The sequence below is a fragment of the Aquiflexum lacus genome, assembly GCF_015476655.1.
In the GTDB taxonomy this organism is placed as follows: domain Bacteria; phylum Bacteroidota; class Bacteroidia; order Cytophagales; family Cyclobacteriaceae; genus Aquiflexum; species Aquiflexum lacus.
The window spans coordinates 113,859-139,468 of the sequence record NZ_JABFHF010000008.1 but is presented as its reverse complement, the minus strand read 5'-3'; the positions used below and the strand labels follow the sequence as shown (position 1 = coordinate 139,468).

Below are 25,610 nucleotides of genomic sequence, written 5' to 3'. Positions count from 1 at the left end.
TTTTAAAATTTGGCGGATTTCTGGGAGGCTTTTTTAATAGCAGAAATGAATCGGGTATGTGTGCCACAGCGACAGATTACAGGCTCAAGGGCTTCCCTTATTTCATTGTCGCTAGGTTTGGGATTGGATCGTAACAATCCCAATCCGGCTATCATCATGCCATTAAGGCAATAGCCACATTGGGCTGCCTGTTCTTCAAAAAATGCTTCCTGTAAAGGGTGCAGGCCATTGATTGTGTTTAACCCTTCAATGGTTTCGATTTTTTTTCCTTCAAATGATTTACATGGTTGGATGCATGAAGGAACAGCTTCCCCATCCACCAACACCATACAACTTCCGCACTGTTGCAAGCCACAACCAAATTTTGGACCATTAAGTCCAAACTCTTCCCTCAACACATACAAAAGCGGTTCATCTTCATCCACTTCCACCTGTACACGCTTTCCATTTAAATCAAGTTGGGCTTTTACAGTCATATTGTTTTGTATCCAGTGAAAAATTAAAATACCGTTTATCCCCCTAATTTCAAATCGATCAATTTTTAATGGAGCATAGCAAGGGATAGACGGACTTGCATTGAACAACACGTGAATATTAAAAAATAAGATTTTATTTAAATACCATTTAAAAACAAAGAAACCCTCTTTGAAGAATGAGAAGAGGGTTTCTTTGTTTTTATTGAGGTCGCGAGCGGATTCGAACCGCTGTACAAGGTTTTGCAGACCTCTGCCTAGCCACTCGGCCACGCGACCTTTTGAAATCGGAATGCAAATGTAGGTATATTCAGTTTTTAAGCAAACGTAATAAGACTAAATTTTGATTCAACTCCTTTTTAACAATCAATTATCCTGAAATGGATTATGTAGGACATAAAAAAAGCGCTTTAAAAAAAGCGCTTTAGAGGTCGGGGGTGGATTCGAACCACCGTAAAGGGTCTTGCGAACCCTCGCCTTACACTCGGCCACCCGACCATGAGGATATTCCTATGACTGGAACACTATCTTTTTAATCTAATAACTCTAATGCCATACGTTTATTTTTCATATGCAGTTTTAAGATTCTAAAGTATTTCACCTTTTACCGGTTTGAGACGATCCTGAATTTAAAGATCTAGAATAAACCGGTCCTCAGTACCAACAATGTTCAAAACAATGCAAGAGGAACTCTTAATTGTCATCCCCTAACTCGCTATCTAGATTTTATTAACAAAATTATCTTGGGCCAAAGATATTTTGAACAACTATTAATCCAATTACCTTATGAATAATAGGCAATTGTGATTACTTTAAAATAAGAACGTTGGATATGGGGTGATATTAAGCGTTCTCAATCTTGAGGTCGAGGGTGGACTTGAACCACCGTAAAAGGTCTTGCGAACCCCTACCTAGCACTCGGTCACTCGACCATTTGATCAGCAAAGTAAACTAAATTTTCCCTATTTCAAAAATCTCTTTAATTATTTTTCGAACAAAAAATTGATTTTGAACTGAATTGAAATCCTTTGAACCACCTAATTTTGCTTTGGTTTCAAATACACATTTCTATTAAATTAAAACTAACCCAAACATTCCTTTATTTATATTGATTCTAAATTAAAAATAGACGGATGATTGGTTGTATAATAACTTGTAAAACAATCATTTACAATTAAATGGAAACCATTAATAGCATAAGTTCATCTATTTACTTCAAGTTTGAAAAATAGAATTGGGGTAGTACATTTGCAATGTTTATCAAAAAACGTGCAATAAACTGTTTAATAAGTAATAAATATGACGATCAAACGCTCATTATTAAGTGTTCCTTTAAGGTTAAGCACATTGTTACTTGTGTTTCTCCTTTCGATGAGTACACAGGTCTATGCGGTTAATCCCGATGTTTCTGACAGTGAAGAGGCAATAGCGGCAGGAAAATCTATTTTCAATGCCAACTGTAGGACCTGTCACAGACTTGACCAAAAGAATATAGGTCCTGCGCTTAGAGGAGTTACGGACAGGCATTCCATTGAATGGAACAAGAAGTTTATAAGAAATTCACAGGCATTCATCGCAACCGGTGATGCTGAAGCAGTTGCTATTTACAATGAATTCAATCAGTTGGCCATGCCTGCGCATGAGTTTCTATCTGATGATGACGTAATGAATTTATTGTCTTACATTGAATATGGTGATAAAGCTGACCCTGCAGCCGCCGCAGCAGCAGGTGGCGTTGAAGGTGGACAAGTTGGGACAGGAGGAGGAATTCCAAGTGAATACCTTACCATCATCTTGGCTGTCCTTGTAATTGTTTTACTATTGATTTTGGTCGTATTAGGTTTGATCATTTCAATCCTGACCAAATATCTTTCAAGTCAAAAATTGGATGAAGTTGATGAGGAATTTGTCAATCAGAAATTTGATTTTAAAAAAATATTGCGCTCTGACGCTTTTATTATTATTATGACAACTCTGGTTATTGCTTTTGTTGCCAAGTCGGGAATAGATCAATTATATACAATTGGAGTTCAGCAAGGATATGCACCTGCACAACCTATTGCTTTCTCACATCAACTTCATGCAGGTCAATATGAGGTAGCCTGTCAATATTGCCACACTGGGGTGGAGATTGGAAAATCTGCTAATATCCCATCTGCAAATATTTGTATGAACTGTCACGCTCATATTCAAAATGTTGGAGGCAAAGAAGGTATTTCTACCGAAATCCAGAAAATTTATAATGCTGTTGATAACAACCAACCTATAGAATGGGTAAGAATCCATAATCTTCCTGACTTGGCATACTTTAATCATGCCCAACACGTAGCTGTTGGAGGGTTGGAGTGCCAGACTTGTCATGGTCCAATTGAAGAAATGGAAGTTGTCTATCAACACAGTTCTCTGACAATGGGCTGGTGTATCGACTGTCACAGACAGACTGATATCAAATCGCAAGGCAATGAATATTATGATAAATTGGTTCAGCTTCATTCAGAATCAAAAAATGCTTTGAAAGTCAAAGACATTGGCGGTTTGGAATGTGCAAAGTGCCACTATTAATTTAAATCAATTCAGAACTTACTTTTCTTGAATATACAATGAAAGAAAATAAAAAGACCTACTGGAAAGGGTTGGAAGAACTAACCAACGATCCTGAGTTTGTCAAAAATGCAGATAGAGAATTTCCCGAAATGCCATCCTCTCTCAATGGAGAAGAAGGGCCTTCAAGAAGGGATTTTCTGAAGTTAATGGGATTCAGTTTGGCAGCAGCTTCTTTGGCTGCCTGTGAAGCTCCGGTGCGAAAAGCCATTCCCTATGTCAACAAACCGGTAGATATCAATCCCTCCATACCTAATTATTATGCATCAACCTTTTCATCGGGTGGTGACTACGCATCAGTAGTAGTCAAGACACGTGAAGGCAGACCTATAAAAATTGATGGAAATGAGCTTTCACCTATCAACAAAGGAGGCGTCAGTGCAATTGTAGAAGCGTCTGTACTTACACTTTATGATAGGGAAAGGTTAACTGGTCCTCATATTAATGGTGAGAAAGTGGAATGGTCTGCATTTGATGCTGATTTGAAATCCAAATTGGCTTCAGCAGGTTCTATCAGGGTTGTAAGCAATACTATCCTTTCTCCTTCAACTCAGCAGGCCTTAGATCAATTTTCCGAAATTTTTGGAGCTGAGATCGTAACCTATGATCCGATGTCCAATTTCGGAATCATCAGTGCTGCTAAAACTACCTACGGGGTTGACGGACTTCCAAGTTACAATTTTGATAAGGCAAGCGTCATCGTCAGTTTTGCTGCTGACTTCTTGGGTACCTGGATCTCCCCGATTGAGTTCGCCAAGCAATACAGTAAAGGAAGGAAAATCTCAAAGGAGAAACCGGTCATGTCCCGTCATTTCCAATTTGAATCTACGCTATCATTGACAGGCGCCAACGCTGATTACAGGACACCGATCAAACCATCTCAAAGTGGTTTGGCAGTCTTATCCTTATATAATGCTTTGGCAAAACTAGCAGGGGGACCTACAGTTTCAGCAGCAGCTGTTGAAATTGAAAACCTGGATAGAGCTGCGAAAGAGCTTTGGGCCAATAGAGGAAAGTCTCTTGTGGTTTCAGGATCAAATGATCCGAATGTTCAGATTGTCATCAATGCGATCAATGATTTGCTTCAAAACAATGGTACAACAGTAGATTTTTCTAAGCCATCTTATTTTAGAAAAGGAGACGATACCAGGATGAATCAATTCGTGTCCGATCTTAATGGAGGAAGAGTTGGAGGAGTGATTTTCTATAATTGTAATCCTGTTTATGATTTTCCGAGAGGTGCAGAAATAGCAGAAGGTTTATCAAAAGTAAAGGTTTCTGTTGCTACCAATGGTACCAAGGACGAAACAGCATCTTTGGTACAATACATTGCCCCGGATCATCACTATTTGGAATCCTGGAATGATTTTAATCCAAAAACTGGAGAATATAGTTTGTCCCAACCTGTAATTTCACCATTATTTGACACAAGGCAGGCACAAGATTCTTTCTTGGCTTGGGCGGATGCAGGTACAAACTACTACGACTTCCTACAGGGAAACTGGGAATCCAATTTTTTTGCAACACAATCTGAGATCACTAATTTTCAGGAATTCTGGGACAGGTCGCTTTTCAATGGTGTTTATTCTGTTTCTTCAGAATCTTCAGCTGTCACAGGTTTTGCTGATATCTCATCAGCGGCTTCAGCCGTAGCCAAAACATACAAAGCTTCCAATGATCAAATTGAATTATCCGTCTATGCAAAAGTAGGTATTGGAAACGGTACATTTGCCAACAACCCATGGTTGCAGGAAATGTCTGACCCCATCTCGAAAGCAACCTGGGATAATTATTTGACTGTTTCCCAGAAATGGGCACATGAAAATGAACTTAAGATGTCCGAAGGGGCAACAAGAAAGGCAAAGGTAACTGTAGGCAATAAGTCCATCGTAGTTCCAATTATGGTTCAACCTGGGCAAGCATATGGTACAGTTGGATTGGCATTGGGCTATGGACGTACCAATGCAGGTAGAGTTGGAAATGGTGTTGGTGTGAATGCTTATGAATTATTGGATAGCTCTAAAGGCTTTGTCGACTTCAACCTCACAGAAAATATCGGAGTTGAATTGTTGTCAGATACATATAAAATAGCCCAAACTCAGACCCATGAGACTTACATGGGTAGAGAATTTGTTATCCAAGAAGCTACTTTGGGAGAATATCAGAAAAATGCTTCTGCGGGAAGACATCATCCTGAAGTTTATTTTGAAGGTGAATTTGTAAAGCCTTCCAAAATTTCTTTATGGAAAGGCCACCAATATAGTCAGCATCATTGGGGCTTGGCTATAGATATGAATTCTTGTATTGGCTGTGGCGCATGTACTGTGGCTTGTCAAGTTGAAAATAATGTGGCTGTTGTTGGTAAGCAGGAAGTGCTGAACAGAAGAGAAATGGCCTGGATCAGGATAGACCGTTATTACAGTTCACCTGAAGGAGCTTCTTCTAATAAAGAATTGGAAGTCGCTGCTGAAAATCCCGAGGTGACTTTTCAACCTATGATGTGTCAGCATTGTAATAATGCACCATGTGAGACGGTGTGCCCGGTTGCCGCAACTACACATTCATCAGAAGGTCTAAATCAAATGACCTATAACAGGTGTATTGGAACAAGGTATTGTGCCAACAACTGTCCTTATAAAGTAAGAAGATTCAACTGGTTCAAATACCATGACAACAAGGATTTTGCAGCCGTCAACGTCGCTCAAAATGATGATATGGGTAAAATGGTCTTGAATCCGGATGTTACTGTTAGAGCAAGAGGGGTTATTGAAAAATGCTCTATGTGTGTTCAAAGGATTCAATCTGGAAAACTTACTGCAAAAAGAGAGGGCAGGAAAGTTCAGGATGGTGAAATCAACACCGCTTGTGCTGCAGCATGTCCAACAGATGCCATAGTATTTGGAGATATGAATGATACCAGCAGTAAGATTACCAAGATGCTTAAAATCCAGGAAGAAACTATCTCAGCTTTGAAAGAAGTCAATGAAGAAAGAGCTTACCATGTGATAGAGTATCTTAATGTGAGCCCGAATGTGTGGTACTTCACCAAAATTAGAAATAAGGATAAATCAGAAGCGTAAATAAAATAATTTTATAAGATATGCAGGTTACTTCATCCGTACGCGATCCGCTGATTACCGGCGGTAAAACCTTAAAAGACGTCACACATGACATTTCCAGACAAGTGGAGGGCAAGCCAAGTATGTCTTGGTTGCTCGCTTTCCTTGTTTCCGTTGGAGCATTGGCATTGGGATTCATTGCCTTGGCAGCAACACTCTGGGAAGGCATTGGAATGTGGGGTCTTAACAAAACAGTTGGTTGGGCATGGGACATTACTAATTTTGTTTGGTGGGTGGGTATCGGTCACGCCGGTACTTTGATTTCAGCAGTACTATTATTGTTCAGACAAAAATGGAGAATGGCGATTAACAGGGCTGCAGAGGCGATGACCATATTTGCGGTTATCTGTGCTGCAATTTTCCCAATTATTCACATGGGAAGGCCTTGGTTGGGAGCTTATTGGGCGCTTCCCTTGCCAAATACCTTTGGTTCATTATGGGTTAATTTTAACTCACCTCTGTTATGGGACGTTTTTGCAATTTCTACCTATTTCTCTGTTTCGCTGGTTTTCTGGTATGTCAGTTTAGTACCTGACTTCGCTACTATTAGAGACCGTGCCACAGGGATTAGAAAGTCAATTTATGGTGCTTTGGCTCTTGGATGGGACGGGGCTGCAAGAACTTGGAGTAGATTTGAATCAGTTGCATTAATTTTGGCAGGTTTGGCTACCCCACTAGTGCTTTCAGTGCATACAATTGTATCTTTTGACTTTGCTACATCGGTTATTCCAGGTTGGCACACGACAATTTTCCCGCCATACTTTGTAGCGGGAGCAATTTTCTCCGGTTTCGCCATGGTGTTGACACTCATGATCGTTACAAGAAAGGTATTTCACTTAGAGGATTATATCACAATTGGCCATATTGAACTGATGAATATTGTAATCATCATCACAGGTTCCATAGTAGGTATTGCCTACATTACTGAGTTTTTTATGGCTTGGTACTCAGGAGTTGCTGCTGAACAGTATGCATTTGTCAATAGGGCTTTCGGTCCTTATTTCTGGGCTTATTGGACTATGATGACTTGTAATGTGATCTCTCCACAGCTTTTCTGGTTCAAAAAAATCAGAACTTCTATTGTGGCTACCTTTATACTTTCATTGGTTGTGAACATAGGAATGTGGTTTGAAAGATTTGTAATTATAGTGACGTCCCTGCATAGAGATTTCCTACCATCATCATGGGCGATGTTCTATCCGACTTGGGCAGATGTTGGAGTTTATCTTTTCACTTTCGGATTGTTCTTTACCTTATTCTTCCTTTTTGCGAAGTTTTTCCCGGTAATCAACATGTTTGAAGTGAAATCAATCTTAAAATCATCTTCTAAAAAAGTAAATAATTAATAACATGGAAAGAGATAAAAATTTTATCCTAGGTGTCTATGAAGATGAGGATGTTTTGATGAATGCAGTGAGCAAAATCAGAAAAGCAGGAGTCAAGATTCATGAAGTTTATTCACCATTCCCTGTTCACGGGTTAGATGAGGTCTTGGGATACAATAGAAGTAAGTTACCGATTGCAGCATTCATTTTTGGATTGCTTGGAACCATCTTGGCGCTGACCATGCAGTTTTACATGATGAAATTTGATTGGCCAATGATTATAGGTGGTAAAGATTTTGCCGCTTTCCCATCTTTTATTCCTGTCACATTTGAGATGACAGTTTTGTTGTCCGCATTTGGAATGGTGGGTGTCTTTTTGGTTTCAAGTAATCTTAAGCCTTGGGGACAACCTAAAATCTTTGACCTTAGAATTACCGATGATAAGCATGTAATTGCCATTGATCTAGCTGTAAACGCTAATTTCGGCGAAGAAATGTTAAGTGATGTGCTGAAGTCTGCCGATGCATCTGAGATTAATAAAAAAAGTTTCGAATAGGAAAATGAAAGATATGAAAATCAGACATTCGATATATATCATTGCTATAGCAGGGCTTTCATTTGGATTGGCATCCTGTGGAGCCTCAGGAGATGATCCTGGTTACGAGTTTGCTCCTCAAATGTACAATTCTGTCCCTTATGAGCCTTTGACCCAAATCATCAATGAAGATGAGGGAAGCTGGCTTTCTTCCAGAGAGGACGGTAGAGGCGAATTTTACAACAGTAATTCAAATAATCCTCATAGAATGAATATGAGGGAACCTGTTGCCAACACAGTTCCTAGAACCAAGGATGGTTATTTACCTTACAGACTTAAAGCCTTTGAACTGGAAGCAGCGGCCGAAATAGAAAATCCGGTCGAATTTTCAGATAAGGTCTTGGGTGAAGGTAAGGTATTATACGCCCAATATTGTGTCGCTTGTCATGGTGCCGGGGGTGAGGGTGATGGTAAAGCAGGAGAGGTTATTGGTGGTGTTGCCAACCTGAAGGGTGGCGCATATATAAACTTACCTGAAGGACACATCTTTCATGTAATCATGAAAGGCAAAGGAAGGATGGGTGCTCATGGTTCACAGATTCCCCAAGAAAGAATCTGGAAGATTGTTCACTATGTTAAACAAGAAATTCAGAAACAATAAACATGGCACACAGTAACACAAATTATAATTTGGATCAAAAATATGAGTTTTCAGCGGGGCTGAAAAAATCTATATTTATTGTTTTAGGCATAGGTGCTGTGATTCTTATAGCAGGAATCATTGCTGCCATGTTCGGTGGACATGACCAAGGTCATGGTGATGAAGCAGGTCATGCCTTTCATTGGTACCATAGGTTATATGCCAATATCTGGATCAATAATGTCTATTTCACAGGAATTGCAGTCATCGGAGTTTTCTTCTTCGCAATCCAATATGCTGCACAGGCAGGATGGTCAACACCTTTGCTTAGAGTATTCTTGGCTTTCGGGAATTGGCTTCCAATTGCTGCTGTTTTGATGCTCGTTAGTTTTTTTCTGTTCAATCATGATTTATTTCATTGGACTCACAGTTATTTATTTGACAAAACAGGACCTGAGTACGATCCGATCATCGATGGTAAAGGCTCATATTTCTATTGGCCAATGGAAAAAGGAACATTTCCTTTGTTCTTTATTGTCAGAATGGTAGCGTTCTTTGGTTTTTGGGTTTTCTTTTTCAACAAATTGAAAACACTTTCCTTCGAGCAGGATATTCAGGGAGGTAACGAGTATTTCTATAGAATGAGAAAATGGTCTGCACTGTTTCTTATTTTCTTTGCGGTTTCATCTTCTATTGCTGCTTGGGATTGGGTTCTTTCCATAGATACTCACTGGTTCTCAACCATGTTTGGCTGGTATGTATTTGCTTCTTGGTTTGTAGCTGGTTTATCTGCAATCACACTTGTCACCTTGTATTTGAAAGGTCAGGGTTATCTTGAAATGGTGAATGAAAATCATATCCATGATTTAGGTAAATTCGTTTTTGCCTTCTCAATCTTCTGGACTTATATCTGGTTTTCACAGTTCCTTTTGATTTATTACGCCCACATTCCTGAAGAGACATTTTACTTTGTAGAAAGACTTCAGAGTGATGTGTACAGCCCGTACATTTTTGTAAATCTAGGGTTAAACTTTGTATTACCTTTCCTTGTTCTTATGACTAGAGATGCAAAAAGGTTGGGTGTATTCCTGAAATTAGTTTGTTCATTGATTATCTTAGGTCACTGGTTCGATTTCTTCTTGATGGTTCAGCCAGGTACGCTAGGTCAGAATGGAGGATTTGGGTTAATGGAAATAGGAATGTTACTGGTTTATGCCTCAGCCTTTGCTTTTGTTCTCATGAGTAATCTTGCAAAAGGTAATCTGATTGCCAAAAATCATCCAATGTTGGAGGAAAGTTATCATCATCACATTTAATTATCCGAAAAGTTTAAAGTTATGTACGGATTTCTAATTATAGTAGGTATTGTCTTATTACTATTCATCATATGGATGGTATACAGGATCCAAACACTTGTTTCTGTAGTCAAAGGCAGTGACAAAAAAATTGCATCAGGAAGTAATAAAGTGAATGCCTTCTTGTTTATTGTTTTCATGGTTGTAGCTGGTACATGGATGATTTGGTATTCGATAAAAGAATATAACAATTATCAGCTGCCAATTGCATCAGAGCATGGTGTCATTACAGATCAGTTATTCTGGATTACTATGGCGATTACCGGAATCGTTTTTTTGATTACACACGTGCTTTTATTTTGGTTTCCTTATAAGTATCAATTTAAAGAGGGCAGGAAAGCAGATTTCTATCCTGATAATAACAAGCTTGAGCTCATATGGACGATTGTTCCTGCTTTTGTTCTTGCTGCATTGGTTATTGGTGGATGGAAGGCATGGTCAGACATTACAAAACCCGCACCTGAAAATTCACATGTAGTTGAATTGATGGGATATCAATTTGCTTGGGAAGTGAGATATCCTGGTTTGGATAATGTTTTGGGTGAAAATGACTATCGTCTGACTAATGCATCCAATATTTCAGGTATAGATTTTACTGACAAAAATTCATTTGATGATTTCTCATCCCCTGTAGTCGTTATTCCAAAAGGAGAGCCTGTTTTGTTCAGAATAAGAGCCAGAGATGTGCTGCATTCAGTCTTTGCACCTCACATGCGTTTGAAAATGGACGCAGTTCCAGGTATGCCGACGAGATTTTGGTTTACCCCCACTAAAACGACAGAAGAAATGAGGGCAGAACTTAACGATCCTGAATTTGTCTATGAAATTGCATGTACAGAAATATGCGGTCGTGGCCACAACGCAATGCGAAAGGAATTAAGGGTTGTTGAGCCTGCTGAATTCAAGAAATGGCTATCAGAACAAAAACCTTATATTGTTAATAACCCATCTCTTGTTGCAGACCTTCCAATTGAACTAAAAGAATTAGCTGACATTACCATCAGCGAACATAAGTAATTAAATTATCATTATTATGGCAACAGCTCACACAGCTACACACAATGAAGCTTCGCATGATCACCATGATCATGAACACCACGAAAATTTCATCACTAAGTATATTTTCTCACAAGACCATAAAATGATCGGTAAACAATTTTTGATTACCGGGATGTTTTGGGCTATTATAGGTGGGCTCTTATCTCTTATTTTCAGGCTTCAGCTTGGGTTTCCTGATATGGATCTAGAATGGCTGAGACCTATCTTAAGAGGTTGGATTACTCCGGATGGGAGACTAGATCCTGAATTTTACTTGGCCCTAGTTACAATGCATGGTACCATAATGGTATTTTTTGTGTTGACTGCAGGTTTAAGTGGTACGTTTTCCAATTTCTTGATTCCACTTCAGATTGGAGCTAGAGACATGGCATCGGGTTTTATGAATATGTTGTCTTACTGGTTCTTTTTTCTGTCAGGTCTGATCATGTTCATCTCTCTGTTTATTGAAACAGGCCCTGCCTCAGGCGGATGGGTAGTGTATCCACCTCTTTCAGCATTAGAACAAGCCATGCCAGGATCTGGTCTTGGGATGACTCTGTGGTTGATTGCTATGACATTCTTTATCGCTTCTTCTTTATTGGGAGGCATTAATTACATTACTACGGTAATCAATTTAAGAACTAAAGGAATGTCCTTTTCAAAACTTCCTTTGACAATTTGGGCATTTTTCTTAACTGCCGTTATTGGTCTTTTGTCTTTCCCAGTATTATTCTCTGCCGCTCTTCTTTTGGTGTTTGATAGGAGTTTCGGTACGAGTTTTTACCTATCTGACATATACATAGGAGGCGAAGCTTTACCAAATACAGGTGGTAGTCCGGTTTTATATCAGCACCTATTCTGGTTCTTGGGCCACCCTGAAGTTTATATAGTTTTGTTACCTGCGTTGGGTATTACATCTGAAGTCATAGCAACCAATTCCAGAAAACCAATATTTGGGTACAAGGCGATGATTATCTCTATGTTGGGCATCACCATTTTATCCTTTGTAGTTTGGGCGCACCACATGTTTGTATCAGGATTAAATCCTTTCTTGGGTTCAATCTTTATGTTTTTGACATTGATTATCGCGATTCCCTCAGCAGTAAAAGTATTCAACTATCTTACTACCCTATGGAGAGGTAACTTAATATTTACTCCTGGTATGTTGTTCTCTATTGGTTTGGTATCTTTCTTTATTTCGGGTGGTTTGACAGGTATATTTCTGGGTAATTCTGCCATTGATATTCAACTGCACGATACATATTTCGTAGTGGCCCACTTTCACTTGGTAATGGGTTCTGCATCCTTCTTTGGTCTGATGGCAGGAGTTTATCATTGGTTCCCAAAAATGTTTGGTCGAATGATGGATGCCAGACTTGGTTATGTCCACTTCTGGTTGACCTTTATTGGAGTATACCTAGTATTCTTTCCAATGCATTATATAGGTATTGCAGGATTTCCAAGGAGATATTACTCTTGGACTGGGTTCGAATTCTCAAATATGTATACGGACTTGAATATGTTTGTATCTGTAGCAGCAATAATTACTTTTGGTGCACAGCTTATTTTCCTTTTCAATTTCTTTTATTCCATGTACAAGGGAAGGGTGGCGTCTCTAAATCCTTGGAGATCCAATACGCTTGAATGGACTACACCACTTCATCCTGGACATGGAAACTGGCCTGGAGAAATACCTGCCGTTTACAGATGGCCTTATGATTATTCAAAGCCAGGTGCTAAGGATGATTTCATTCCACAAACAGTACCCCTATCTGCTACTCCTGAATCTAATTTGCCACATGAACAGGAATTGGTAAAACTTGAAAAAGAAATCATTGCAGATGAAGAGGCCGTATTAGTAGCCGATGAATCAAAAGAATCTTAATGCTATAAACAGCTTTCGCAGGATCTCATTGATCACTGTGATAGCTGTTTATTTTCTGATACTGGTCGGAGGGATTGTACGTAGTACAGGTTCCGGAATGGGATGTCCTGACTGGCCTAAATGCTTTGGGAGCTGGATTCCACCTACAAGTGTGAATCAGCTCCCAAATGATTATCAGGACATCTACTTGGCCAAAAGGATTGAGAAAAATGAAAAGTTTATAGCTCAATTGGAAAGTTTAGGGTTTCATGAAAAGGCTTCAGAAATCCAAAATGATAAAAGTATTCTCATTGAAGAGGAATTTAACCCTGTAAAAACTTGGATTGAATATATCAATAGGCTGATTGGTGCTGTGATTGGAATATTGGTGTTTCTTACTTTATTCAGATCAATATCATTGTGGAATCAAGATAAAGTTATTCCAATTCTTGCCTTCTTCAATATGGTTCTTGTCCTGTTTCAGGCATGGATAGGCTCAATTGTGGTTTCGACCAATTTGTTGACATGGATGATTACCCTGCACATGGTGCTTGCATTGTTGATTGTCTGTCTCTTATTATATGTCCATTACCGATCCCATCGTTTGGCTTACACGGTGCAAAAGATGACAGAAAAGCCAAATAGACTCTTTGGAATACTACTATTTGCATTCTTGTTGATGGTTATTCAAATTGTATTGGGGACGCAAGTAAGAGAAGGTGTAGATAGAATAGCATTTGAATTTGGTAATTTGCTAAGAGGCGAATGGGTGAGTCATTTGGGATTGCCTTTTCTTATTCACAGGTCATATTCATTGTTAATACTTGGTGTACATTTGTTGTTTATCTATAAAATATACAAATACTCAATGAGACAAGCTAGGGTATTCAAATGGTCGCAAATATTGATCTTGGTTTTGGTGATTGAAATAATGAGCGGCGTCGGAATGGCATATTTTGCCATACCTGCTTTCCTTCAGCCGATCCATCTACTTATGGGAACATTGATCATTGGGATTCAATTTGTCATACTACTTCAATTGAGTGATCAAAAAAAGTTAAAAATTGAAAAAATAGGTTCATGAGAACTTTAAATTTAACAGAAGACACATTACTGGATTTCTTGGTCTTAAGATCTAAGATTTACTTTGAGTTGATTAAGTTTCGACTTTCAGCTTTGGTGACTTTCTCCGCTGTTTTTGGTTTTATATTAGGTGATTCCGGAGTAGTCTTTTCATGGGGCAAGTTTTTTGCCTTGATGGTCGGGGGCTTCCTAATCAGTGGAGCATCTGGAGCTGCAAATGAAATATGGGAGCGTGATTATGATAAATTAATGAAAAGGACAGAAAACCGTCCCTTGCCTTTAAATCAGATATCCCTAAAAGAAGCATACTGGTTTACTTCTCTGATTGCTTTCTTAGGTATTTCCATTTTATGGATTTTTACCAATCCCTTAACCACAATACTTGGGATTGTGAGCATGATACTCTATGTATTTGTTTACACGCCGCTCAAAAGAGTCGGACCTATAGCAGTGTTTGTTGGCGCCATTCCTGGTGCCATGCCACCATTATTAGGATGGACTGCTGCAACTGGTGCAATTTCGCATGAAGCATTAATAATATTTGGAATTCAATTTATATGGCAATTTCCTCATTTTTGGGCAATTGCATGGGTGAGTGATGAAGATTACAAAAGAGCCGGCTTCAAATTGCTTCCTAGCGGAGGGAAGAAAGATTTGAATACAGCTATTCAAATAATGATATATACCTTGTTTTTAATCCCATTGGGTTTGTTACCTACCTATTTTGGATTAACGGGTTTGAATTCAGGAATTGTTGCTACAATATGCGGGGTTTTGTTCTTGGCACAGACTTTCTCATTGATGAAAGATTGTTCGAGAAAGTCAGCCTTAAAGATTATGTTTGGATCATTCTTGTATCTTCCGATTGTTCAAATAGCTTATTTATTAGATAAAGTTTAGTCATGGAAGAAAAATATGCATATATAGAGGGCGCTGAGCAACCAATTGCTATGCACCCCAAGAAATTTGCCTTATGGCTCTTTATTGTTACAGTCGTTATGATCTTTGCATCATTGACGAGTGCATACATAGTGAGACAGTCAGAGGGGAATTGGTTGGAATTTGATTTGCCTGACATATTCTGGTATAATTCAGCCATTATAATTCTGAGCAGTATAACATTACATTGGGCCTACATGGCTGCAAAAAAAGATGATCTTTCAAAAATTAGGCTTGGAATGATTCTTACCTCAATACTTGGAGTAGCATTTCTCATAGGTCAGTGGTACAGTTGGGCAGCTTTGGTAGATAGAGATGTTTTCTTTGTAGGTAACCCTGCAGGTTCATTTCTTTATGTTTTCACTGGATTGCATGGATTACACTTGGTCAGTGGTGTGATATTTCTAATTATTGTATTAATTTCGTCCTTTAGATATCAGGTACATTCCAAAAACATGCATACCATGGAAATGTGCGTGACCTACTGGCATTTTCTTGGTGGGCTTTGGCTTTACCTGTTTATGTTCTTATTATTGAATCATTAAATTAAATTTTAATTAAATAAACTATATGTCAACGTCTGCAACTGCTATCGGGGTAAGCCCCAAAAGAGGTGTCTGGGGAGGTGGAAATGAACCGCTCAAGGCAAGTTATGGAAAACTAATGATGTGGTTTTTCCTACTTTCTGATATCTTTACTTTTGCTGCATTATTGATTACCTACATATCAATAAGGGTGAGTTTTCCTGTATATGCAGGTCCTGTTGAATCCTTCGTTGGTTCAAATGAATATTGGCCTGTTCCGGAATTGGTATTTGATGCGATTCCATTTATTCATGGTGTCCATATTCCACTGGCCTTTGTAGGATTAATGACATTTATTTTGATCATGAGTTCTGTAACCATGGTTTTGGCTGTAGAGGCTGGACATAGAAATGATAAAAACGATGTAGTCAAATGGTTGCTTTGGACACTTTTAGGAGGTATTACTTTTTTAAGTTGTCAGGCCTGGGAATGGTCCCACTTTATCCACGGTACTGATGGTGGTTCTGTGATTACTTATGTCAATAATTTAGGAAGAGTTGTTACAGAAGCTGTATATGGCGCCAATCTTTCAGTCAATGAATATGGACCAGCTGCTTTTGCCCAATTATTCTTTTTCATTACAGGTTTCCATGGTTTCCACGTAACACTTGGTGTTTTCCTTCTCTTTTTATGTTTTTATCAAGCGGCAGTAGGAGTTTATGAAAAAAGAGGCCACTATGAGATGGTTGAAAAAATTGGTCTATATTGGCACTTTGTGGACCTGGTTTGGGTGTTTGTATTTACCCTTTTCTATTTGATTTAAAATTAAAAGTCTTAAAATATGGCAATGCAAGAAAATAAATCTGCACTTGAGGTTGAACCGCGCGATGAAGCGAAAATAAAGAAAATTTGGAAAACAGCAGGAATTCTGTTGTTATTGACTCTTGTTGAATTTGTTTTTGCTTTCACACTTCCAAGAGGTATTTTACTATATGCGATCTTTATTGCGCTTACCATTTGGAAGGCAAAATATATCATGATGGAATTTATGCACCTTGGAGACGAAGCAAAGCCTTTGTTTTATTCCATCATAGTCCCATTGATATTCTTAGTGTGGTTGGTCATCGCATTGATGAGAGAAGGAAGTGATATCTTCCTTTTGAGATGGTAAAAAATTATTGATTCAATTAAAAAAAGTAGGTCCGAGTCGAGAACTCTGGCCTACTTTTTTGTTTATATTAAAAGAAAGATGAAAGAAGTTAGGATTTTACAAGGTTTGGTATTGTTATGTATCCTGATGGTGCCTGTTCTGATTATTGTTTTCCTGAAAACATTTGGCAGTAACAGATATGATATACCAATACTGTATGAGAATGGCATTGAAAACCCGTTCAGTGAGTGTGTGGTTGAAGCGTCAGGTCAACATTATATTCCTGAATTTAGGTTGGTCACCCAAGAAAACAAAGAAAGAGGTAAATCTGAAATGGAAGGTAAAATAACTATCGTTGATTTCTTTTTTACTTCCTGCCCAAGCATCTGCCCTGTGATGTCTACCGAAATGGAAAGGGTAGATGACGCTTTCAGAAATGAAGAGGATGTTCAGATTTATTCGATTTCCATAGATCCTGAATTTGACACACCTGAGGTACTTGCATCTTATGCACAAAAGCACTTAGCCACACCCGATAAATGGTTTTTCCTGACAGGTGATAAATCAGAAATATATAATCTGGCTCGATGTGGATTTATACTCCCTACATTGGATGGTATGGGCGATCCGGAAGAATTTATTCATAGTGATAAATTTGTGTTGGTTGACGAAGTAGGGCGGATCAGGGGATATTATAGTGGGACCAATAGAGAAGAAGTTGATAAATTGATTTTAGAAACAAAAATATTATTACATGGAAAAGAATAGTTCCTTTGCTCAAACAGCTGATAAGGGCATCATCAGATGGATAACTTTAATAGCAGTCGCAGTACCTGTTGTCGTTGCCGTACTACTTTTCATGCCTTCTAAATTTGATGTGGCAAGTGATTGGGTTTATTTTTTACCTCATCTAAATGCCGTAATCAATACGGCTGCTACTATTGCCTTGATCTTTGGGGTGATTTTCATAAAAAAGGGGAATATTGAACTTCACAGAGCATCGATGACCACGGCATTTGGATTGGGAGCGATTTTCTTGGTTTCATATGTGATTTACCATGCTACCGCAGAAAGCACTTCATTTGGAGGTGAGGGCTTGATTAAAAATATATATTATTTTATTTTGATTACCCATATCATCTTAGCTGCCGTCGCTTTGTTTCCGATACTTCTTGCCTATTATTATGGACATACTGATCAAAGGGAAAAACACAGAAAAGTTGTTAAGTTTGCATTTCCTATTTGGTTGTATGTAACGGTTACTGGTGTGCTGGTGTACCTGATGATAAGTCCTTACTACAATTTCTAAACTATTCAAGAAAACCTGACGTTTTCCTAAGTATGAAACTGATCTTAAAATCCATTCTTATTATTGTTTTATTTATTGTTGTTGAGGTACCTATATATGCGCAATGTGCCATGTGCCGGGCATCCATTGAAAATAATGTCAGCAACGGAGAAACAAGCATTGGAGCGGGATTAAACTTGGGAATTTTGTATCTTTTTTCTATGCCATATTTGATTGCAGCAATTATTGGATTTTTCTGGTACAGAAATGCTAAAAAAAGAAAATCCAAGTTCATTTTCCACGGAGAAAAATATTAAAATAAATGCCAAGTCTGGGTATGGATTTTGCTTTTTGCTTAACTTATGGTTATGCATAAAATAAAACGTGTTCCTCTTTTTATTGCCTTAATCAGTCTTGGAGTTTTTTTGGCTGCAAATTTTATATTTTCAAGGCAGGATGACACTGAAAAATTTGTTCAGCCCATTTCCGAAAAAATCCAAAAAATCGATTTTCAGTTTAATGAAGATTATATTGACCTTTTAATGGCCAACAGGCCCGATGAGGCAGTTTCATTCACCAACCTTAACATTGCATCCAACCAACCTTACTACATTTTTACTGAATCAGGTGAATTGGTATATTGGTCTGATTTTTCTTTTATGCCGGATTTTGAACTTGTAGATCCAAAGATGAATCAACATATTCTTGAAGACCGCTTTGGTATTTATTATTCCAAAATCAGGAGGTTTTCCAGAAATAATAGAGGCTATTGGCTGGTACATCTATACCCTCTATACTTTAAAAGAGATATTCAAAATGAATTTTTACAATCCGGATTCAACAAATTCGTTTTTGGCAATGGTCTGGTTGATTTATCTGAAAATAGAGAGGAAGGGTTCAAAGAAGTCTTGGGATCAAAAGGGGAATTTCTTTTTTCAGTTTATTTTGATCCGGATTACCTACCGATAGAACAATCTAACAAATTAGCGATTCTGATATTTTTCTTTTCTTTATTGATCTTGGTCCTGATTTTGACCAGAGAAATAGTGTTGGTGTTTTGGCGGAAAGGAGAGAAATTAAGATCAATTTTTTATGCTGGCCTTGTATTGTTCATTGTAAGGGCTTTGATGCTTTTATTTCGTTTTCCTAGGGACTATTTTGATTTTGATCTATTTGATCCAACAGGCTATGCTTCTTCATATTTTAATCCCAGTCTCGGAGATCTCTTTATCAACATTATCTGCCTTGCCATTATTTTTGGGATGTTATTGACTTATATTACTGGACAAGAATTTAAAATCTGGTTGGGAGCAAGAAAAATCCGTTATAATAGCCTTTGGTTTTTAATTCTGTCCTATTTGGCTTCCACCGCCTTGTTGTTGGTGTTTTACGGTTTGTATATTGACATTCTGAGCAATTCTCAATGGGACCTAAATATTTTGAGTCTCCCAACCTTGGATTGGTTCAAATTCATAAGTTTATTGATAGTATTTATTGGAGGTGCGGGTTATTTTATGTTTACTGTATTGATTCTGAGTCTTATTTTTTATGATAATTCTGTTTCCAAAACTAAAGCTATTCTAACACTGATATACTTTTCTATACCGTTTTTGGCTATACTTGGCTATTTGAACTGGATGTGGGCAGCTGCTTATATGGCACACTTTATTTTACTGGTTGCAGCTATCCATTTTAATTTATACCGACATATTTTTAAAATTGGTCTGAACACATTTCTGACCTTCTTTTTTGGATGTTTGATTGCTGCAATCATTACAGGCATTGCATCACATCAAGTTTATTTAAGCAGGAATTTTCAGTCCAAACTAAGTTTTGGATCTCAGCAAATGATAGAGAACGACATACTTGCCGAATTTTTCCTTGCCGATATAATGGAAAGGGTAAGTGAAGATATTTTCATTAAAACATCACTAGTGGAACCTTTATTGCAGAAAGAATCTATTGAAAAAAAGATTCGCAAGATTCACATGGATAATTATTTTGACCAATACGCGCTCAAAATAAGAGTATTCAATGCAAAAGGAGACAATGTGCTGGATAGAGGTGAAGTAAATGAATTGGATGAATTAAGAAAAAATTATATAAAAAGTGATTACGTAACCTCAGTCAGGAATCTTTATTTTATCCATCAAGGAAAAGAAGGAAATGGAAATCAGTATTTTGCTTTTATTCCATTGTCAAAAGAAGGTGTTTATATAGGGACTGTGTTTTTGGAATTACAACAATTAAGGGTTCTGGCAGGTTCTGTTTTTCCTAAGCTATTGATGGATGAGAAATATGTAGGGAGCTTAAATCAAAAAAAATATGATTTTGCAGTTTATGAGGAAGGCGAGTTGCAGTATGGTGTTGGATTGTTCAATTATAGGGCTGCTGATCTGAAAAATGTCTTAGAGCAACCCGGATTATATGTGAAGGGTGTCTACCGAAATAAATTCCATCATATTGGGGTAAGAGAAAATGATAGGGCAATCATTGTTTCCTCACCTGTTTATCCTTTTTATTATATCCTAGCAGATATTTCCCTGTTTTTTTTGGGATTTATAGCCTTTACGCTAATAAGCCTTTTGATCGTTACCTTTTCTCGAAAGATGGGGTCTTTTGATTTCACCTATGCCACCAAACTTCAACTCTATCTCAACTTTGCTTTCTTTTTTCCTATTCTGATTATAAGTCTGATCATTGTCGGTTTGTTTACCAATTCTTATCAGGAGGAGCTACATAGGCAATACCTACAAAAGGCATCACTTGTCAAGGACAATCTTTCCAATGTGATTGAAAAGCAATTGACCGGTCTTTTGGGGAGGGATGAGTTAGAGGAATCCATGAATAATTTATCGGGAAATGCCAATACAGATATCAACTTATATAACAACAAGGGTTTTCTCATCAGTACCTCTCAACCCAATATTTTTGATAAAAAAGTGATGACCCCTTATATCAATCCCAAAGCGATGGTGGAATTGGTAGAAGGTCAAAATAACCTGATCCTATTGGAAGAAACCATTGGAACCCTCAATTTTAAATCTGTATATGCGGCTATTCGATCTAATGATGGGCAAGAAGTACAGGCTATTTTAGCGGTGCCTTTTTTCGAATCAGAAACCGAACTTGACCTGTTGATTGCAGATGTATTGAGTAATATCATCAATATTTTTGTGCTGGTTTTTATATTGTTTCTGTTTATTTCTTACTTCGTTTCCAAAAACCTTACGTTTCCTTTTAAGCTGCTTACTCAAAAGTTGAAAGTAACAGGCTTGGAAAACAACGAGCCCATGTACTGGCCTGCCAATGATGAAATCGGCCTTTTGGTAAATGAATACAACAACATGCTCTTTAAATTGGAGGCCAGTAAAAAAGAACTGGCAGATACCGAGAAGGAATCTGCATGGAGGGAAATGGCCAAGCAGGTCGCCCACGAAATCAAAAACCCTTTAACACCAATGAAATTGACCCTTCAGCATTTGTTGAGACTTCAGGCAGAAGGAAATTTGAATGATCCCATAAAACTCAAACAGCCCATTGAGACTTTAATCCATCAGGTAGACACACTGAGCGATATTGCCACATCTTTTTCTAATTTTGCCAAGATGCCACAGCCTAAAAAAGAACTGATGGATTTCAAGGCAGTGGTTTTGGGCACCTTGGAGCTTTTCAAGAACAGGGAAAATGAGAAAATCATCTTTGGGGATTTGACGGAAGAAACGTCTTTGACTGTATTGGGAGATAAGCAACTTTTCGGCAGGATCATAGCCAATTTGATCATCAATGGTTTTCAAGCCTCAGACCATCAGAAAAAATCGATTATTCATGTCTTTCTTAGAATAATTGAAGATCAAGTGGTGCTTGAAATCCGGGACAATGGCAAAGGAATTCCAATGGAACTGAGAGACAAAATATTCATGCCAAACTTCAGTACAAAATCAGAAGGTTCAGGACTTGGTTTGGCCATTGCTAAAAGGGGGGTGGAAACAGAAGGAGGAAGAATATGGTTTGAAACCGTTGAGGGAAAAGGAACTTCTTTTTTCCTGGCTTTTAATTTGGTCTTATAAAAAGAGTTCCTGTCTTTTTTTAGAAACATCTGCCTATAGATAATCTTTTTGCTTAAAATATTACCTTAGCAAGGTTATATGCAGTTCAATATGTATAGGTTTGGATACTTGGTTGTTCTATTGTTTTTGACAACTGGTTTTAGGATAAGCACTTATGCGCAATCTGAAACCTGCAGGTGGGTACAAGCGGATGTTTTTCACGAGCCATTTCTACTTGATTCACTGAGTGTATTGGAAGAAAGTATCAGGGTGATGGACAAAAATCAAAAAACCTATTCTTTTTCATACCATCTCAGTTCGGGGTATCTCAGCATTCAATTTGAAAATTCCACATTTACGGATTCCATTTTGGTTTGTTATAGGACTTTCCCCTATAGTTTTCATCAGACAATATCAAATAGGACCTTATTGGAAGATTATGATTCAATGGCATTATTTAGAGACAATCGAGTCAAGGCCCTTCCTACCTTTGATTTTAGAGAGGAGCTTTTCCCGAGTACCAACCTGAATAAATCCGGGAACCTGACCAGGGGAATATCATTCGGAAATACCCAAAATCTTTTTGTGAATTCTTCTCTCAACCTTCAAATGAACGGACAGTTGGCTGAAAACCTAAATATCCGTGCGAGCATTTCTGACCAGAATGTACCTTTTCAACCAGAAGGAAATACCCAACAGTTGCAAGATTTTGATAATGTTTTGGTGGAATTATACAATGATGATTTTAATCTAGCAGCGGGAGATGTCGTGTTACAGCAAAGGCAATCGGAGTTTTTGCGTTATTACAAAAACGTGCAAGGTGCTCAGGTGACAACAAAATACAAATTAGGAGAAAAATGGAAAGCTTCCACCCAAGGGGCTGCCTCCGTGGCAAAAGGTAAATTTGCTTCAATTGTTTTGGAAGTCAGTGAGGGGACGTTAGGGCCTTATCGGATACCAGGACCACAAAATGAGCGTTTTGTCATTGTAATGGCAAACTCCGAAAGGGTGTTTTATGATGGTAGACAGCTGCAAAGGGGGTTCAATTATGATTATGTGATTGACTACAATCAAGGAGAAATTACTTTTACACCCAATGTTCTCATCACCCAATATACCCGGATCAGGATTGATTTTGAATATGCTGAAAGAAATTTTTCAAGGTCTATTCTCACTGCCAATCATATTCAGGAGACAGATCATGTGTCTGTGTATATGAATTTTTACAGGGAACAGGATAACAGAAACAGACCACTTTTCTTTGAGTTTTCTGATGCAGACAAACAATTGCTGGCATCTGTAGGGGATGACTTAGATGCCGCCTCCGTCCCAAGAGTCGATAGTATTGCTTTTGATCCAAATAGGATTCTATACAGGAAAGTCCAGGATTTGGATGGTAATGGTAATCCCATCACCTATTTTGAATACAGTACGGATCCTGAAGTAGCTCATTTTGCAGTATCTTTCAGCGAGGTCGGGCAGGGAAATGGCAATTACATCAGGGACAGACAGATTGCAAATGGGCCAGTGTACGTCTTCATACCCATGGTAAATGGTGAACCTCAGGGTAATTATTCCATTCTCTCTCCGATACCCGCACCCAACAAAAAACAAATGTTTACTGCAGGAACTAGAGTCAAGCTAAGTGATTATGAGCAGGTTTACACCGAGGTGGCATTTTCCAACGTAGATCAAAATCTTTTTTCTACTATAGACAATCTAGACAATAATGGCTTTGCCATCAAATCAGGAGTCTTGTCAGCAAACAGGTCTTTTGATAAGTTAAACGGCTATAAGTTTGGAGCTCTGACAGAATTGGAATACAATTCCAATCATTTTAGTTTTATAGACCGGCTCAGGTATATAGAATTTGACAGAGATTGGAGTTTGACCCAGGAGGACATGCAGCAATCCGGAGAGGAAAGGATTTTGACTTCCCAAGTGGAGCTTATCAAGGATATCAAAAACAGTTTCAGCTATCGTTTCAATCTTAGAAACCGGGGCGATATTCTTGCAGGTACCCAGCATTTGGCCAAATGGAATCAAGAGCTGGGAAAGAGATTTGTAGTGAGAAATGACTTTTTTTTACTTAACAGCGATGTAAGAGATTTAAACTCTGCATGGCTGAGATATACAGGTGATATAAGGTATCAGTCCAAAGTTTTGGTTCCCGGATATAGATTGATATTGGATAGAAATGCAGTGAGAAATGTAGAAAGAGATTCGGTGGTGAGTACTGCTATGAATTTTCTGGAGCATTTCTTTTTTATTGAAAGCAATGATACACTGCCCTATTCTTTCTTTGCCAATGCATCGGTAAGGGAAGATAAATTCCCTGTTCTTGGTCAATTGACCCCTGATACTGAGGCATTTCAAACCATGGTTGGATTAAAAAGAAGATTTGGTGCACATGACCTGACGGGTACTTTTACTTATAGGAAACTGGAATTTTTGCGTACCGTCCAAGATGCAGAGACCACAGTGTTGAGTAAGATTGACTATCTGGGAACCATGTGGAAAGGGAATATCAGGAATGAACTCAGTTATGCGCTTGGCAATGGCAGGGAATTCAGGAGGGAGTTTGTCTTTTTGCCGGTACCTACCGGAGAGGGTACGCATGCCTGGAGAGATGACAATGATGATGGGATTCAGCAACTCAATGAGTTTTATATTGCCATCAACCCTGAAGAAAAGAACTTTATTAAAGTATTTGTTCCCACCACTGAATTTGTGCAGGCTTTCAATACTATTTTCAATTATCGGCTCAATGCCAAATTCCCCGACGAATGGAGAAAAGAAAAAGGGATAAGACAGTTCTTACAAAAGTTCTCGAATACCACAAGCCTGAGTATAGAAAAGAAAATCACCTCCGATGAATTTTGGGATAGGATCAATCCATTTGTAGGAGGATTTTTGGAAGAAGAGTTACTTTCGGTCAGACAGGTTTTACGTTCCTCCTTTTTCTTCAACCGCTCTTCTGCCAAATATGGTTTTGATCTTTCTCTTTTTGACAGTCAAAACAAGCAATTGCTTGCAGGTGGATTTGATGACCTTGTACAAAAAGATTGGAGACTTAATACAAGGTACAATTTTAATTCAATGGTCAACCTTAGACTTATACTTCAAACAGGAAACAGAATTGCAAACTCCGATTTTCTGGATAACAGGAATTTCAATATTGAACAGTATGGTTTGGGGCCTGAATTGGCTTGGCAACCCAGCAGCCTATTCAGGACTACAGTGACTTATCAATATACTGACAAGCTCAATCTGGCCAATCAGGAAATTGAAGAAAGGGCTAAACTCCATCAAATGGGGCTGGACCTACGCTATGCCCAAGCCATTAAAACTACCATCAACGCAAATTTCAAATATACCTTCATTGACTACAACGGAGAGCCAAATACCCCGACCGGCTATGAAATGTTACAGGCTTTGACGCCAGGAAATAACCTTACATGGTCCTTAAACTGGCTTCAGAAAATAGGGGAGGGGTTACAAATGAATATGGTTTATGAAGGTAGGAATTCTGAAGGCTTGGGAAGATTGGTGCATATCGGTAGAATGCAGGTGACGGCTCTTTTTTGATTGATTTCGAGGCTTAAAATTCTTGGGTCAGTTTCTTGT

At 38.3% G+C, this 25,610-nt stretch carries 19 protein-coding genes and 2 tRNA genes; 18 read left to right on the top strand and 3 right to left on the bottom strand.

What is annotated here, in order from left to right; all coding sequences use genetic code 11:
- Positions 1-2: 2 nt before the first annotated feature.
- The 3 genes from HMJ38_RS09590 to HMJ38_RS09580 form a co-directional block, all read right to left on the bottom strand.
- Positions 3-476, bottom strand: coding sequence for a (2Fe-2S)-binding protein (locus HMJ38_RS09590; protein ID WP_194974169.1), 474 nt, complete (start codon positions 474-476; stop codon positions 3-5).
- 205 nt (positions 477-681) lie between these two features.
- Positions 682-752: transfer RNA gene (locus tag HMJ38_RS09585), tRNA-Cys, on the bottom strand.
- Between the two features lie 149 nt (positions 753-901).
- Positions 902-971, bottom strand: a tRNA-Cys gene (locus HMJ38_RS09580).
- 801 nt (positions 972-1,772) lie between these two features.
- Here HMJ38_RS09580 and HMJ38_RS09575 point away from each other — a divergent pair.
- The 18 genes from HMJ38_RS09575 to HMJ38_RS09490 all read left to right on the top strand — a co-directional run bounded on the left by HMJ38_RS09575 (position 1,773) and on the right by HMJ38_RS09490 (position 25,571).
- Positions 1,773-3,035, top strand: coding sequence for a c-type cytochrome (locus HMJ38_RS09575; protein WP_194974168.1), 1,263 nt, complete (start codon positions 1,773-1,775; stop codon positions 3,033-3,035).
- A gap of 38 nt (positions 3,036-3,073) precedes the next feature.
- Entirely contained in the window at positions 3,074-6,154 is a 3,081-nt protein-coding gene (locus tag HMJ38_RS09570) for a TAT-variant-translocated molybdopterin oxidoreductase (RefSeq protein WP_194974167.1), read from the top strand.
- Between the two features lie 20 nt (positions 6,155-6,174).
- The gene (gene nrfD, locus HMJ38_RS09565) at positions 6,175-7,539 is read left to right on the top strand and encodes an NrfD/PsrC family molybdoenzyme membrane anchor subunit (protein WP_194974166.1); all 1,365 of its coding nucleotides are present in this window, start codon (positions 6,175-6,177) and stop codon (positions 7,537-7,539) included.
- A 4-nt stretch (positions 7,540-7,543) separates the two neighbouring features.
- On the top strand, positions 7,544-8,074 hold the full coding sequence (locus HMJ38_RS09560; RefSeq protein WP_194974165.1) for a DUF3341 domain-containing protein: 531 nt from the start codon (positions 7,544-7,546) through the stop codon (positions 8,072-8,074).
- Between the two features lie 13 nt (positions 8,075-8,087).
- Positions 8,088-8,714, top strand: coding sequence for a c-type cytochrome (locus tag HMJ38_RS09555; protein WP_194974164.1), 627 nt, complete (start codon positions 8,088-8,090; stop codon positions 8,712-8,714).
- Between the two features lie 2 nt (positions 8,715-8,716).
- On the top strand, positions 8,717-10,009 hold the full coding sequence (locus HMJ38_RS09550) for a quinol:cytochrome C oxidoreductase (RefSeq protein WP_194974163.1): 1,293 nt from the start codon (positions 8,717-8,719) through the stop codon (positions 10,007-10,009).
- Positions 10,010-10,030: 21 nt separating this feature from the next.
- Complete coding sequence (locus HMJ38_RS09545; RefSeq protein ID WP_194974162.1) at positions 10,031-11,065, top strand: cytochrome c oxidase subunit II; 1,035 nt, start codon at positions 10,031-10,033, stop codon at positions 11,063-11,065.
- 16 nt (positions 11,066-11,081) lie between these two features.
- Positions 11,082-12,971 (top strand): cytochrome c oxidase subunit I, encoded by a 1,890-nt coding sequence (locus tag HMJ38_RS09540; RefSeq protein ID WP_194974161.1) that lies wholly within the window; start codon positions 11,082-11,084, stop codon positions 12,969-12,971.
- On the top strand, positions 12,952-14,034 hold the full coding sequence (locus HMJ38_RS09535) for a COX15/CtaA family protein (RefSeq protein ID WP_194974160.1): 1,083 nt from the start codon (positions 12,952-12,954) through the stop codon (positions 14,032-14,034). Before HMJ38_RS09540 ends, HMJ38_RS09535 begins: the two co-directional genes overlap by 20 nt.
- Complete coding sequence (gene cyoE / locus HMJ38_RS09530; protein ID WP_194974159.1) at positions 14,031-14,933, top strand: heme o synthase; 903 nt, start codon at positions 14,031-14,033, stop codon at positions 14,931-14,933. The genes HMJ38_RS09535 and cyoE overlap by 4 nt, the downstream gene beginning before the upstream one ends.
- 2 nt (positions 14,934-14,935) lie before the next feature.
- Positions 14,936-15,517, top strand: a complete 582-nt coding sequence (locus HMJ38_RS09525) for a cytochrome c oxidase subunit 3 (RefSeq protein WP_194974158.1) — start codon at positions 14,936-14,938, stop codon at positions 15,515-15,517.
- 25 nt (positions 15,518-15,542) lie between these two features.
- Entirely contained in the window at positions 15,543-16,319 is a 777-nt protein-coding gene (locus HMJ38_RS09520; protein ID WP_194974157.1) for a cytochrome c oxidase subunit 3, read from the top strand.
- Positions 16,320-16,337: 18 nt separating this feature from the next.
- The gene (locus tag HMJ38_RS09515) at positions 16,338-16,667 is read left to right on the top strand and encodes a cytochrome C oxidase subunit IV family protein (RefSeq protein ID WP_194974156.1); all 330 of its coding nucleotides are present in this window, start codon (positions 16,338-16,340) and stop codon (positions 16,665-16,667) included.
- 78 nt (positions 16,668-16,745) lie between these two features.
- Entirely contained in the window at positions 16,746-17,414 is a 669-nt protein-coding gene (locus tag HMJ38_RS09510; protein WP_194974155.1) for an SCO family protein, read from the top strand.
- Positions 17,401-17,955: a DUF420 domain-containing protein gene (locus HMJ38_RS09505; RefSeq protein WP_194974154.1), complete on the top strand. Its 555-nt coding sequence runs from the start codon at positions 17,401-17,403 to the stop codon at positions 17,953-17,955. The genes HMJ38_RS09510 and HMJ38_RS09505 overlap by 14 nt, the downstream gene beginning before the upstream one ends.
- A 32-nt stretch (positions 17,956-17,987) precedes the next feature.
- Positions 17,988-18,251, top strand: a complete 264-nt coding sequence (locus HMJ38_RS09500) for a hypothetical protein (RefSeq protein WP_194974153.1) — start codon at positions 17,988-17,990, stop codon at positions 18,249-18,251.
- A gap of 51 nt (positions 18,252-18,302) precedes the next feature.
- Positions 18,303-22,004: an ATP-binding protein gene (locus HMJ38_RS09495; protein ID WP_194974152.1), complete on the top strand. Its 3,702-nt coding sequence runs from the start codon at positions 18,303-18,305 to the stop codon at positions 22,002-22,004.
- Positions 22,005-22,082: 78 nt separating this feature from the next.
- A complete protein-coding gene (locus tag HMJ38_RS09490; protein WP_228779984.1) occupies positions 22,083-25,571 on the top strand; it encodes a hypothetical protein in 3,489 nt (1,162 codons plus the stop codon).
- Positions 25,572-25,610: the final 39 nt, after the last annotated feature.